The sequence below is a fragment of the Citrobacter sp. GW821-FHT02E08 genome (assembly GCF_059421685.1).
In genome coordinates this window covers 207794-221820 of the sequence record NZ_JBWKVL010000006.1, presented here as the reverse complement: position 1 = coordinate 221820, position 14027 = coordinate 207794, and the positions used below count along the sequence as shown (strand labels likewise).

General features: G+C 54.9%; 12 protein-coding genes. 3 read left to right on the top strand and 9 right to left on the bottom strand.

Annotated features, from left to right (window positions below):
• Positions 1-2: 2 nt before the first annotated feature.
• From AC07UY_RS10910 to cecR, 4 genes are read right to left on the bottom strand one after another with little or no spacing between them, the layout of a single operon-like run.
• Positions 3-1136: an ABC transporter permease gene (locus AC07UY_RS10910; RefSeq protein WP_203358404.1), complete on the bottom strand. Its 1134-nt coding sequence runs from the start codon at positions 1134-1136 to the stop codon at positions 3-5.
• Entirely contained in the window at positions 1129-2865 is a 1737-nt protein-coding gene (locus AC07UY_RS10905; protein WP_203358403.1) for an ATP-binding cassette domain-containing protein, read from the bottom strand. Before AC07UY_RS10905 ends, AC07UY_RS10910 begins: the two co-directional genes overlap by 8 nt.
• The gene (gene hlyD / locus AC07UY_RS10900) at positions 2858-3853 is read right to left on the bottom strand and encodes a secretion protein HlyD (RefSeq protein WP_203358402.1); all 996 of its coding nucleotides are present in this window, start codon (positions 3851-3853) and stop codon (positions 2858-2860) included. Before hlyD ends, AC07UY_RS10905 begins: the two co-directional genes overlap by 8 nt.
• Entirely contained in the window at positions 3850-4527 is a 678-nt protein-coding gene (gene cecR, locus AC07UY_RS10895) for a transcriptional regulator CecR (protein ID WP_494701169.1), read from the bottom strand. The genes hlyD and cecR overlap by 4 nt, the downstream gene beginning before the upstream one ends.
• A 229-nt stretch (positions 4528-4756) precedes the next feature.
• Here cecR and rhlE point away from each other — a divergent pair, with 229 nt between their 5' ends.
• The 3 genes from rhlE (at position 4757) to ybiB (ending at position 9397) form a co-directional block, all read left to right on the top strand.
• Positions 4757-6148 carry an ATP-dependent RNA helicase RhlE gene (gene rhlE / locus AC07UY_RS10890; RefSeq protein ID WP_203358400.1) on the top strand — a complete coding sequence of 464 codons (1392 nt, stop codon included), beginning with the start codon at positions 4757-4759 and terminating at the stop codon, positions 6146-6148.
• Positions 6149-6253: 105 nt separating this feature from the next.
• The gene (dinG, locus tag AC07UY_RS10885) at positions 6254-8398 is read left to right on the top strand and encodes an ATP-dependent DNA helicase DinG (protein WP_494701168.1); all 2145 of its coding nucleotides are present in this window, start codon (positions 6254-6256) and stop codon (positions 8396-8398) included.
• 30 nt (positions 8399-8428) lie between these two features.
• A complete protein-coding gene (ybiB, locus tag AC07UY_RS10880; protein WP_494701167.1) occupies positions 8429-9397 on the top strand; it encodes a DNA-binding protein YbiB in 969 nt (322 codons plus the stop codon).
• Between the two features lie 107 nt (positions 9398-9504).
• Here ybiB and ybiJ read toward each other — a convergent pair whose 3' ends face one another.
• The 5 genes from ybiJ to mcbA all read right to left on the bottom strand — a co-directional run bounded on the left by ybiJ (position 9505) and on the right by mcbA (position 13972).
• Entirely contained in the window at positions 9505-9765 is a 261-nt protein-coding gene (gene ybiJ / locus AC07UY_RS10875; RefSeq protein ID WP_203358397.1) for a DUF1471 family protein YbiJ, read from the bottom strand.
• A gap of 285 nt (positions 9766-10050) precedes the next feature.
• Positions 10051-10317: a DksA/TraR family C4-type zinc finger protein gene (locus AC07UY_RS10870; RefSeq protein WP_203358396.1), complete on the bottom strand. Its 267-nt coding sequence runs from the start codon at positions 10315-10317 to the stop codon at positions 10051-10053.
• An 82-nt stretch (positions 10318-10399) separates the two neighbouring features.
• Complete coding sequence (gene ybiX / locus AC07UY_RS10865) at positions 10400-11077, bottom strand: PKHD-type hydroxylase YbiX (RefSeq protein WP_494701166.1); 678 nt, start codon at positions 11075-11077, stop codon at positions 10400-10402.
• A 45-nt stretch (positions 11078-11122) separates the two neighbouring features.
• Positions 11123-13408: a catecholate siderophore receptor Fiu gene (locus AC07UY_RS10860; protein ID WP_494701165.1), complete on the bottom strand. Its 2286-nt coding sequence runs from the start codon at positions 13406-13408 to the stop codon at positions 11123-11125.
• A 303-nt stretch (positions 13409-13711) separates the two neighbouring features.
• Entirely contained in the window at positions 13712-13972 is a 261-nt protein-coding gene (gene mcbA, locus AC07UY_RS10855; protein ID WP_203358393.1) for a DUF1471 family periplasmic protein McbA, read from the bottom strand.
• Positions 13973-14027: the final 55 nt, after the last annotated feature.

Sequence of the window (14027 nt, the reverse complement as noted above, 5' to 3'; positions counted from 1 at the left end):
CCCTAATCCAGCCGACGTTTGGTTTTGAGCCACGTCAGACCAATAAACATGACTGCCGACGCGATTAAAAACAGGACGTTGATCATCAGCACCACCGGGATATTACCGGCCAGAAACAGGCTTTGCAGGGTACTGACGAAATAGCGCGCCGGAATAATGTATGTCACCGCGCGGATCACCGCAGGCATGCTGTCGATCTGGAAGATAAACCCCGACAGCATAATCGAGGGCAAAAAGGCGGCGTTTAACGCCACCTGCGCGGCGTTAAACTGGTTACGGGTAATGGTCGAGATGAGCAATCCCATCCCCAATGTGCTGAGTAAAAACAGGCTGGTGATAAAAAACAGGATCAATAGCGAACCGCGATACGGTACGCCGAGAATAAACACCGAGACCAGCATACAGAGCAGCATCGCCAGCATCCCGAGGAAGTAATAGGGGATCAGCTTACACAGCAGTAATTCCACGCGGGTGACTTCGGTGGAGAGTAGCGCTTCCATGGTGCCGCGTTCCCATTCGCGCGCGATCACCAGTGAGGTGAGGATGGCGCCGATCACCGTCATAATGATGGTGACCGCCCCCGGGATAATAAAATGCTGGCTGATGGCGGCCGGGTTAAACCAATAGCGGGTCTGCACGTCAATCAACGGTTTAAACTCTTCTCCGCGATCTTCCGCCCGCTGCATTTGCCAGATCTGCCAGATCCCCTCGACATAGCCTTGCACAAAGTTTGCCGTGTTCGGCTCGCTGCCGTCAGTGATCACCTGAATCGGGGCGGTATCATTGGCTCGTGCCATTTGCTGGGCGAAATCGACCGGGATCACCACCAGACCGCGAATGCGCCCGGCCTGCATCTTTTCGATAAGCTCATGACGGTTATCGCTGATGGTGGCGTCGATATAGGGTGAGCCCGTCATGGTGTGCGTAAAGTCGAGCGCCTCTTCACTTTGCTGCTCAAGCAGGATCCCCACCCGCAGTTTGCTGGAGTCGAGGTTGATGCCGTAGCCAAAAATAAACAGCAGTAGCAACGGTATCACCACCGCAATCAGCCAACTGCTGGGATCGCGAACGATCTGGCGTGTTTCTTTGATGCACAGGGCGCGCACCCGGCGCCAGGAGAGTACGGTGTTACTCATGCGTATGCTCCTTGTCCCAGTCGTGGATGAGGGTGATAAAGGCGTGCTCCATCGTCGGGTCCGGCGTGTCGTTGTCGGCGGTCTGCGCTTTCAGGTCATCCGGGGTGCCGCTGGCGATCAGTTTCCCGCGATACACAAGCCCTATACGGTCACAGTATTCCGCTTCATCCATAAAGTGGGTGGTGACCATGACCGTCACGCCTTTTTCGACCATGCTATTGATATGCAGCCAAAATTCGCGGCGGGTGAGGGGGTCTACGCCTGAGGTCGGCTCATCGAGAAAGAGAATATCCGGCTCGTGCATCAGCGAGCAGGCCAGCGCCAGGCGCTGTTTAAATCCCAGGGGCAGTTCGTCAGTGGCATGCGACGCAATGCTTTTCAGACCAAAGGCTTCGCTCATCCGCGCAATTTTTTCGTTTTGCGCGCGTCCTCGCAGGCCGTAGACGCCGGAGAAGAAACGCAGGTTTTGCTCCACCGTCAGGTTGCCGTAGAGGGAGAATTTTTGTGCCATGTAGCCCAAATGCTGACGCGCCTTGCCCGAGCTGACTTTCAGATCCATATCCAGTACCAGCGCTTTACCGGAGGTCGGCACCAGCAGACCGCACATCATTTTAAAGGTGGTGGATTTCCCCGCGCCGTTGGGGCCGAGCAGGCCAAAAATCTCCCCACGCTTGACGGCAAAATTCACCTGGTCGGTTGCAGCAAAATCCCCAAACTTTTTGGTCAATTGCTTTGCTTCAATCACCGTCTCGCCGGGCGTTCCCTCCACCGTATGCAGGATTGCGCCAAGCGGGGACTCTGACGTGCCCGCCCCGCCAAGCAGATCAATAAACGCATCTTCAAAGCGAGGCGCAGTTTCATCAATCGCGATTTCCGGCATCCCTTCGCCGTTGCGAATATCGTCAGCCGTGGCCTCTTTTTTCAGGATCAGACGAACGGATTTTCCCTGAATCATGCCGTCGCTGACCTGCGGCAGTTTTAATGCCTGCTGCAACAGTTTGCGGTTGTTTATCTGCGGACTGCTGATTAAAAAACTGCGGCCCGCCATGGTTTGCGTCAGTGCCGTCGGTTCGCCCTGATAGAGAAGTTCACCTTCGTTCATCAGCAGCACGTCGCGACACTGTTCGGCTTCATCGAGATACGAAGTGCTCCACAGAATCAGCATTCCGTCACCCGCCAGCTCATGCACCATCTGCCACAGCTCGCGTCGTGAAATCGGGTCCACGCCGACGCCGGGTTCATCCAGCAGCAGAACCTTAGGCGCGCCGACCAGCGTACAGGCCAGCCCCAGCTTCTGTTTCATCCCGCCGGAGAGCTTACCCGCCAGCCTCCCGGTAAACGGGCCGAGCGAGGTGAATTCCAGCAGTCGCTCAAAGGTTTTTTTTCTCGTCTCACCGGTGACGCTACGCAGATCGGCATAGAGGTTAAGGTTCTCCATGACGGTCAAATCTTCATACAGGCCAAATTTTTGCGGCATATAACCGAGTACGGCATGCAGCGCGCTGTCGTCGCGAATCGGATCAAACCCAATCACCGAAGCCTGACCGCCGTCGGGCTTCAGTAGCCCCGCCAGCATCCGCATCAGGGTGGTTTTCCCGGCACCGTCCGGCCCCACCAGCCCCGTGACATAACCCGCGTGAATCGTGCAGTCGAGCGGAGCCACGGCGCACTTTTCCATTCCCGCAAAGCGTTTAACCAGTCCGTTTAGCGTAATGACGGCGTCATTCATGCCGCGCCTCATTACCGAACTTCAGCGTCACCGGCATCCCCTGGCGTAACGCATCATCGGCATCTGTCACCACAATGCGTAGGCGATAGACCAGATCGGTGCGCAGATCCGGGGTCTCGACGGTTTTCGGGGTGAATTCTGCGGTCGGAGAAACAAAACCGATTTTGCCGTGATAGGGCTTATCGGGACGGCCATCGGTATACAGCAAAATCTCTCGCCCTGGCGGTACCTGGCTCAGGTTACGCTCATCGACGTAGGCGCGAACCCAGACCGGACGCGTCAGCGAGAGGGTGAGAACCGTGCCGCCGGCATTCAGCATGCTGCCCGGCTCCACGGCACGGGTTAACAGCGTACCGTCAGAGGGGGCGACCAGTGCGGTATCCTGCAAGTCGAGTTCGGCTTGCGCCAGTTGCGCCTGCGCCTGTTCAAGGCTGGCTTTCGCCTGGGCGATATCCTGTTGGCGGTTACCGGTGCGGTACTGGCTCAGTTTGTCCTGCGCCGATTTCAGCGTTGCCTGCGCCTGGTCACGGGACGAGCGGGCGTTTTCCAGATCGTTGGCGGAAATTGTGCGGCTTTTCCACAATCCCTGCTGACGCTGATAAAAGTTCTGCGCGTAGTCAAAGGCGGCCTGCGCCTGTTTGACGGCGGCGGCGGCCTGGGCAATCTCTTCATCGCGATAGCCTGCCAGCATCAGGTCATACTGTGCCTTTGCGACTAAGACGCCCGCTTTGGCCTGCATTAATGCGTTTTCATACGGCGCTTTATCGAGCGTGCCCAGCACCTGCCCGGAGGTGATGGTATCGCCTTCGTCAACCGCCAGTGAAGCGAGTCGGCCGCCGACGCGAAAGCTTAAATTGACGGTGCGAATGTCCACATTACCGTACAGCGTCAGCCCGTTATCCTGCCGACTTTGGTACCACCACGTTCCACCAGCAATCACGGCGACAAGCACCGCCACGGCCAGTCCGATAACGACGGGTTTCTTCATGAGTCCAGACTCCTTTGCGTTAAACCTTGCAGAATGAGATCGATATGAAAGGTGATCGTCTGGTAAATCAGCGCAGTTTTCTCCTCATCAAATTGCGACCAGCCTGTGCGCTTGAGGATCGTTTCCTTTCCCAGACGAAACGCCAGCACTTCCCCTAACAGCGCATGGGTATGCAAAATGGTTTGGGTATCTTCGGCATCACTGCCGGTATAGGCCGCAATCAGCCGCGTCAAATGGGTGTGCAGTGGGGCGATAACCTGATGGTGTATCAACTGATAGGCTGCCGTTGGGGAGAGCTGTTCGCGCGAGATGAATTTGCTGAGATTCACCGTGTCTTCCTGGGTCAGCAGCATGATCATGTTCTTACACGCGCGCAGAATCAGCTCGCGCATTGCAGCGCGATCGGGCTGCGGCTGGGCGAAGAGCTGTTCCGCCTCCTCGGCGTGAGGACGAAACTGCCCGCCAATAAAGTCGGCAATCCACTGGGCGCAGGCGAGGTAGAGGTCATCCTTTGAGCCAAAATAGTAGGTAATGGCAGCGATATTCTGCCCGGCCTGCGCGGCGATATCCCGGGTGGTGGCATGCAGGCCATATTCACCGAACTGCGCAAGGGCAGCGGCAATCAGCTGGCTTTTTGCCTGCTCGCCTTTGGTCGTCATGGTTGAGGTATTCATGGCATGACCTAAGTATTAATCAATCGATTGATTAACATTATGACTGATTTTTACGCTTGTCCAGCCCAGCGCTTTATTTTGTTTCAGGTACGCTCCGGGATAATTTATGCGGTACGTCACAAAAACTGCTACACTCCGCCCCTTCATGACACTGTGGTTTTTGTCATCTCTTTTGCGAGTATCTCCCTGAAAACTACACCGGGAACGGTCGGGGCGGTTCGGAGTAGTTATGTCTTTTGATTCCCTGGGTTTAAATCCTGATATTTTGCGCGCCGTTGCAGAGCAGGGCTACCGTGAACCCACCCCTATCCAGCAGCAGGCGATCCCTGCGGTACTGCAAGGCCGTGACCTGATGGCCAGTGCGCAAACGGGTACGGGTAAGACAGCGGGCTTTACGCTGCCGCTGCTGCAGCATCTTATTTCCAATGAACCGCATGCTAAGGGACGTCGCCCGGTACGTGCGTTGATCCTGACTCCAACCCGTGAACTGGCCGCGCAAATTGGCGAGAACGTGCGGGATTACAGCAAATACCTGAACATTCGCTCGCTGGTGGTTTTCGGCGGGGTAAGCATCAACCCGCAGATGATGAAACTGCGTGGCGGCGTAGACGTGCTGGTGGCAACCCCTGGCCGTTTGCTCGATCTGGAACATCAAAACGCCGTCAAATTGGATCAGATTGAAATTCTGGTGCTGGATGAAGCTGACCGCATGCTGGACATGGGCTTTATCCACGACATTCGTCGCGTACTGGCTAAATTGCCGCCGAAGCGTCAGAACCTGCTGTTCTCCGCGACCTTCTCCGACGACATCAAAGCGCTGGCTGAGAAATTGCTGCGTAATCCGCTGGAAATCGAAGTCGCGCGTCGTAACACGGCGTCCGAGCAGGTGACGCAGCACGTCCATTTTGTTGATAAGAAACGCAAACGTGAACTGCTGTCGCAGATGATTGGTCAGGGCGACTGGCGGCAGGTGCTGGTCTTCACCCGCACCAAACATGGTGCCAACCACCTGGCGGAGCAGTTGAATAAAGACGGCATTCGTAGTGCGGCCATCCACGGCAATAAATCGCAAGGGGCGCGTACGCGTGCGCTGGCTGATTTTAAATCCGGCGACATTCGCGTGCTGGTCGCCACGGATATCGCGGCGCGTGGCCTGGATATTGAAGAGCTGCCGCATGTGGTGAACTATGAATTGCCGAACGTGCCGGAAGATTACGTCCACCGTATCGGTCGTACCGGGCGTGCGGCGGCAACCGGTGAAGCGCTGTCGCTGGTCTGTGTTGATGAACACAAACTGCTGCGTGACATCGAGAAACTGCTGAAAAAAGAGATCCCGCGTATCGCGCTGCCGGGCTATGAGCCGGACCCGTCCATTAAAGCCGAGCCGATTCAAAACGGTCGCCAGCAGCAACGTGGTGGTGGCGGCGGCGGCGGTCGTGGCCGATCCCCACAGGGGCAAGGTCAGGGCGGTGCAGGCCGTGGTCAGCAGCAACCGCGTCGTTCAGAAGGTAGTGCGCCTAAAGCCGGGGCCAAACCTTCGCGCCGGTCAGGTGATGCGAAACCGGCGAGCGATAAGCCGCGCCCGCCACGCCGTCCGCGCAGACTGTCTTCGGCAGAGTAATGCAGTAAACGGGAAGCCCGACCGAATGGTCGGGTTTTTCTTTTTGCGACCCGTCTAAGAAAGTGCCACAATAGTGGCTGTTTATACAGTATTTCAGGTTTTCTCATGGCATTGACCGCTGCGCTAAAAGCGCAAATTGCTGCCTGGTATAAGGCGCTTCAGGAACAGATCCCCGACTTTATTCCCCGTGCGCCGCAGCGGCAGATGATTGCTGACGTCGCTAAAACACTGGCCGGGGAAGACGGGCGACATCTGGCGATCGAAGCGCCGACCGGCGTCGGGAAAACCCTCTCGTATCTGATCCCCGGTATCGCCATCGCGCGCGAAGAACAAAAAACGCTGGTGGTGAGTACCGCCAACGTCGCCTTGCAGGATCAGATTTACAGCAAAGACCTTCCCCTGCTGCGAAAAATTATTCCCGATCTTAAGTTCACCGCCGCCTTTGGGCGCGGGCGGTATGTGTGTCCGCGCAATCTGGCGGCGTTGGCCAGCACCGAACCTGACCAACAGGATCTGCTGGCGTTTCTTGACGACGAACTCACACCGAACAATCAGGAAGAGCAAAAGCGTTGTGCCCGGCTGAAGGGCGATCTGGACAGCTACAAGTGGGATGGTTTACGCGATCATACCGATATCGCCATTGATGATTCACTGTGGCAGCGTCTGAGCACCGACAAAGCCGGCTGCCTCAACCGTAACTGCCACTATTACCGCGAATGTCCGTTCTTTGTGGCGCGCCGTGAGATTCAGGAAGCCGAAGTGGTGGTGGCAAACCATGCGCTGGTGATGGCGGCAATGGAGAGCGAAGCGGTTTTGCCGGATCCGAAAAATCTGCTGCTGGTGCTGGATGAAGGGCATCATCTGCCCGATGTTGCGCGCGATGCGCTGGAAATGAGTGCTGAAATCACGGCGCCCTGGTATCGCCTGCAACTCGATCTGTTTACCAAACTGGTGGCGACCTGTCTGGAACAGTTTCGGCCAAAAACCACGCCGCCACTGGCTATCCCTGAGCGTCTGAACGCGCACTGCGAAGAGCTGTATGAGCTGATTGCCTCGCTGAACGCGATTCTGAATCTTTATATGCCCGCCACCCAGGAGGCGGAGCATCGCTTCTCAATGGGCGAATTGCCCGCAGAGGTGATGGAGATTTGTCAGCGGTTGGCGAAACTCACAGAAATGTTGCGTGGGCTGGCGGAGCTGTTTCTCAACGATCTCAGCGAAAAAACCGGAACCCACGATATCGTGCGCCTGCATCGGGTGATTTTGCAGATGAACCGTGCGTTGGGCATGTTCGAAGCGCAAAGCAAGCTGTGGCGTCTGGCGTCGCTGGCACAATCGTCAGGCGCGCCGGTGTCCAAATGGGCCACCCGCGATGTGCGCGACGGGCAAATGCATGTCTGGTTTCACTGTGTCGGCATTCGCGTCAGCGATCAGCTGGAAAGGCTGCTCTGGCGCAGCGTGCCGCATATTGTGGTGACCTCCGCCACGCTACGTTCGCTGAACAGTTTCTCTCGCTTGCAGGAGATGAGCGGACTGAAGGAGAAAGCGGGCGACCGTTTCGTGGCCCTCGACTCGCCCTTCAACCATCTAGAACAGGGGAAAATCGTCATACCGCAAATGCAGTATGAGCCGCTTATCGATAACGAAGAGCAACATATTGCGGAGATGGCGGCCTATTTTCGTCAGGAGCTTGAGAGCAAAAAACACCAGGGCATGCTGGTATTGTTTGCCAGTGGCAGGGCGATGCAACGGTTTCTTGAGCATGTGACGGATTTACGTCTGCTGTTGTTAGTTCAGGGCGATCAGCCGCGATACCGGCTGGTGGAGTTGCACCGCAAGCGGGTGGAAAATGGCGAACGTAGCGTGCTGGTGGGTCTGCAATCTTTTGCGGAAGGGTTGGATCTGAAAGGTGAATTGCTCACTCAGGTTCATATTCACAAGATTGCTTTTCCACCTATCGACAGCCCGGTGGTCATCACCGAAGGGGAGTGGCTGAAAAGCCTGAACCGTTACCGCTTTGAAGTGCAGAGTTTGCCCAGCGCGTCGTTTAATTTAATCCAACAGGTGGGGCGATTGATCCGTAGCCACAGCTGCTGGGGGGAAGTGGTGATTTACGACAAGCGTCTGTTGACCAAAAATTATGGGAAGCGTTTACTGAATGCGTTACCCATTTTTCCGATAGAGCAACCTGTCGTGCCAGACGTTATAGTAAAAACAAAAGCAAAAGCGACTCGCCGCAGACGGCGCTAATGGTGTGTGCACCCCCGCAAGGAGTTTTCGATGGATTACCGCAAAATCATCAAAGAGGTTGGGCGAGGTAAAAATCATGCCCGCGATCTGGACCAGGACACCGCGCGCGGCCTGTATACCCATATGCTAAAGGGGGAAGTCCCTGACCTGGAAATGGGCGGCGTACTGATTGCGCTGCGCATTAAAGGAGAGGGCGAAGCCGAAATGCTGGGCTTCTATGAGGCGATGCAGAACCACACTATTCGTCTGACGCCGCCAGTGGCAAAACCGATGCCTATCGTGATCCCCAGCTATAACGGGGCGCGTAAACAGGCGAACCTGACGCCGTTGCTGGCTATCCTGCTGCGTAAACTGGGTTTTCCGGTGGTGGTTCACGGGGTGAGCGAAGATCTGACTCGCGTATTGACCGAAACTATTTTTGAACTGTTGGGAATTACGCCGACCCTGAATGTCGGTCAGGCGCAGGCAAAACTCGACGGACACCAACCGGTGTTCATTCCCGTCGGCACACTGTGCCCGCCGCTGGAAAAACAGCTGGCGATGCGCTGGCGAATGGGGGTGCGTAACAGTGCACACACGCTGGCGAAGCTGGCGACGCCTTTTGCAGAAGATGCCGCCTTACGTCTTGCCAGCGTTTCTCATCCGGAATATGTCCCACGTGTGGCGAAGTTCTTTGGTGACATTGGCGGACGCAGTCTGCTGATGCATGGCACCGAAGGGGAAGTGTACGCCAATCCGCAGCGCTGCCCGCAAATTAGCCTGATCGATAAGCGTGGAGTGCAGGTGATTGTGGATCGCCAACGTGAGATGCCCGAGGAGCCGGTGCCACTCCCTGTCGCGAAAGATCCAGAAACCACGGCGCGTTGGATTGAGCGCTGTCTGGCGGGTAGCGAACCGGTTCCTGACGCGTTGAAAATTCAAATGGCCTGCTGTCTGGTGGCAACTGGTGAGGTGGAGACACTGACAGACGGTCTGGCACGCGTTGGTCAGAGTTTTTAACGGATTCAGGTAAAAAAAGCCCGTCCAGTGGTGGACGGGCAAACAAAGGGTAACACACAGGTCTATGAGGGTTGGAGCAGGGCGTCTGTTGGCATACAGACAAAAAATTATTTGTAGATAACCGCAGTACCGCTCATTTTGTTGTTGCTGTATGCAGAGGTAATGCTATAGCTGCTTGCGCCAGCAGCAGCGGCTTTCTCAGCCAGTTTCGCTTCCAGACCGTCCAGGGTAGTGGCGCCTTCCGCAGAAACTACACCGATTTTATTCATGTCTTGTGCTTGTGCAGCCGTTACCGGCTCGGCAGCGAAAACGCCAAAAGAGAGTCCAGACAGAGCGATAGCGGCAACAGCATATTTGATGGTTTTCATAGTTAATTTCTCGCAGGTTATTCTGTTAGTAAGACGATGTTCCGTCGATGTGATAAGTATCACGTTATTTAGCGAGAGATAAAATCGAATAGAATTGACGGCGTTAATCAAAAATATTGAATGACAAATAACTTATTGATTATTAATAAATTCGGATTATGCATTTACAGTTCTTGTTGTTGCCGTTTACAGAGCAAAGGATAACGGCACATTTTGCTACGCAGTTCGCCAAAAACCGTGAGCGTAAAGAAAAACGCGTCGCGCGATTTTTTCGGTAAAGATAAGTCAACGTAACTGGCTGTCTTTCGATCCTCTGCGATTATATCCTGAGAATGTTTCGTTTCTTGAATCTTTCTCCTGTTGGCAGGCGAGGCATAACCTCACTCCCGGAACGGCTTTGCGTCGGGCTTCGGGAATAGGATCGCCACACTCTTCGCATTCATGCAGACTTTCCCCCTGGGGTAATTCCCCGCGAACGCGTGCGACAGCATCTTCAATGGTATTGTTGATCTGCTCATTCACGGCGTCGTCATTTGCCCATCCGGATGCCATAAGCCGTTACCTCCACATTCATTTCATAGGGTAATTGTAGTGAATGTGGGGGCAATAATCGCACCGTCAAGACAGCGTCTTCTCAGATCTCAGACCATTCACGCAGCAGGTTATGGTAGAGGTTGAGCAAAGAGAGGATCTCCTCACTTTCGCCGTTGTGGCTTTTGAGTGACTGGATATTTTTGTCCAGTTCAAACAGCATCGCGCGTTTCTTATCATCACGGATCATCGACTGGACCCACATAAATGATGCAACGCGGACTCCCCGTGTTACGGGGGTGACGCAATGCAGGCTGCTGGAGGGATACAGCACCACATCGCCGGCCGGTAACTTCACCGCATGCTGCCCGTAGGTATCGTTAACAATCAGTTCCCCACCGTCATAGCTCTCCGGCGAACTCAGGAATAGGGTGGCAGAAAGATCGGTGCGCATCCAGCCGCTTTCCGGGTGGCTGCGTACTGCGCCATCAACGTGAAAACCATAGGTTTCATTATCCTGATAGCGGTTAAACAACGGCATGGAAATTGTTTTCGGCAAGGCGGCCGAGAAAAACAGGGCGTTCTGGTTGATGGCTGACAGTACCGCCTTCTGTAAGGCGATATACAGCTCGCTTCCGGTATCAACCTGCTGGTTATTTTTGACCTGAGCGCCCTGAGCGCCAGTGGTTGCCCGGCCATCGATCCAGTCAGCCTGCTCAAGTTGTTGTCGACATTGCTCGACGCCTTGCGGCGTTAAAACGCCCGGAATGTGATACATCATGTGCGATTCTCCGAAAAGTGGGGCCGGAGCCCCACGCGATGTAAATCAGAAATGCATATTGGCCGTGAACAGGAAGGTTCTGGGTTCACCCGGATGATAACGGTATCCGCTCTTGTTAATCGAGGAGACGTAGTCAGTATCAAACAGGTTGTAGACGTTCAACTGGAAATCGAGATTGCGGTTCACGCGGTATCCCAGTTTTGCATCCGCGACCCAATAACCTTCGGTATAAGATGGCGTGCCGACTGCACCGTCGGAACCCCGGTGCATGCTGCCGATATAGCGCGCGCCAGCACCGACGGAGAGATCGCTGGTGGCCTGATACTGGCTCCACAGCGTAAAGGCGTGTTCCGGCGTATACGGCAGGGATGAGGAACCATCCTGTGCCACATCTTTGCCGTCGCGAATGGTGGCGTGCTGTTGGGTGTAGCCGCCGATAACCTGCCACTCCGGCGTGATGTTCCCGGCCACAGAAAGTTCATACCCTTCCACACGCTTCTTCCCGTACTGGGAGTACGTCCCGTCGTCGTTCTGTTCAACTTCATTTTCGATATCGGTGCGGAATATCGCGGCGGTTAACAGTAGACGTTTATCCAGCACTTCCCACTTGGTGCCAATTTCGCTGGTTTTCGCTTTCTGCGGTTTGAAGTCAGTACGGTTAGCGCTGTTGCCGCTGCCGCTCTGGGCGAGGGCAAAGTTATTTCCGCCTGGCGGTTGCTGAGAAATGGCGTAGTTAACATAAATATTGCCGTTGTCCGTCAGATGGTACAACGCGCCTGCTTTCCAGTTCACCAGGTTACCCGATTTCGCGGTGTCCACTGTCGTGACCGGGGAACCTTTCGCTGCGCCCGCCGGGCACGCTACCGCGCCGCGTCCAGTGCCGCCACAGGCGGTGGCGCTATCGTACTCGGTACGGTAATTATCGAGTCGAATACCGCCGTTGAGTTCAATGTCGCGGGTGATTTGCAGGGTATCAAACGCGTAGATGCCGAAGGTGTCGGTCTGGCCATTGGCGTTTGCGCCATTACGGGTCAGCCCGCCAATGTGGACGTTGCTATTGGGGTTGTAAATATTGACCGGAGGCGGCGTCAGAGGATTTACACCGTAGTTGGTCTGGGTTTCACGGGTAAATTCAACACCCGTGCTGATGTCATGCCCGATGGAGCCGGTATAAAACGTCGACGTCAGGTTGGTCTGGTTGGTCAGGATCTTGTTGCTGACATCTTTGGTATTCGCCAGACGGGACCAGGTCCAGGAGTCAACGTTGCTGTCAGGCTGTGTGATGTTCGATGCGCCGCCCATTACGGCGGTCATCAGATAATCCTGTTTGACGCGTGACCAGCGTGTGGTGTTACGCAGGGTGGTGCTGTCGGTCAGGTCATGTTCGAAACGCATGGTGGCGGTATCGGTCGTGGAATCGTCGTAATCAGAATCCGTGCCGTAAAAATTGTGCGTATCCACTTTGCCAGAACTGTTGAGCGCGGATGTACCAGCAGAAGGGGCAGAATAGCCCGGTAAACCAATGGTCGGGATACCCCCGTCTGGCGTGTTGTGCTGGGTCACGTGCAGATAGTTCAGATACAGACGAGTCGGCGTACTCAAACCGAAAGCGACGGAAGGGGCGACGCCGTAACGTTCATTTTTAACGTTATCACGGCCCGCATCGTGCGTTTTTTCGCCCATCAGGTTCAGGCGCGCGGCGGTGGTTTCGCCTATCACCTGGTTAATATCCAGCGTACCACGGCGAAACCATGCGCTCCCCACGCTGGCAGAAGCATCAATACCCGAGTCGGTACGTGGCTGTTTGCTGATCATATTGATTGAGCCCGTCGGCGCGCTGCGGCCGTAGTCGGTCCCGGACGGGCCTTTTATCACTTCAACCTGTTCGGTATTGAAGGTATCGCGCGTGACGCTGCCAATGTCACGCACGCCGTCAATATAGATGCTGTTTGAGGTATCGGCGCCACGCATATAAACCGCATCGCCGGTGGTGGAGTTACCGTTCTCGCCTGCAAAGAAAGCGCCAACGCCGGGCACGTTTTTCAGAGCATCGGTCAAATTGGTGGCGCCCTGATCTTTGATCACCTGTTCTGAAATCACCGTCATTGTGCGTGTGGTGTCCGCCACCGGGCGTGAGAATTTCGGATCGGCGGATTGCGTCGGGGCGTAAAGCGACGGGGTGGAGGCCTCCACGACTAACGTATCATCCTGTTTCTTTGTCTGTTCATCTGCGGCGACAGCGTGTGCAACGGGTGAAAGTCCGATGCACAGACCGGCAAAAAACGTGAGCGAATGGAAGCTACTGGAAGGCAGGTTGCGATTTTTATCCATGTTAATAAGCGACTTTTTATTATTTGATTGATATTTCCACACCGCGAAGGGGACATCTCTGCGGATGTCATGCCACTGCAGGTCTCGTCGGTGTGGAATCGTAAGTGATAATGATTTTGATAAGGATTATCACTTGGCGCGACTTTCTATCATTCATTCGTAAAAAAATAAATACATTTATTTACATGGCTCTCAAATTTCACACATAGTGTTTACAAATTAAGCGGATATTGAAGAAGCAAAAGAGCGACAGGAGAGGAGGAAACTGCATCCAGGATGAATGCAGTTGAGCAGGTAACAGCGTTATTTGTAGATGGTTGCAGTGCCGTGCATCTGATTATTACCGCCAGCGGAGTTAACCACAAAACCTTTAGCGCCTTGCTCACGCGCTTTTTCAGCCAGTTTATCTTCCAGATCGCTCAGGTTAGTCGCCCCTGAAGCGGAAACGGTACCAGACGCTCTTAGCTGTCCGGTTTCTGGACTGGTGATTGGCGGTGCGGCAAATGAGGCAAACGTCAGGCCGGTAAGTACGGTGGCTGCAAGTAAAGTGAGGCATTTTTTCATGATGACTTCCTCTGAGAAACAACAGGTAGTGCCTGATAAGTTTAGGACGTCAGAG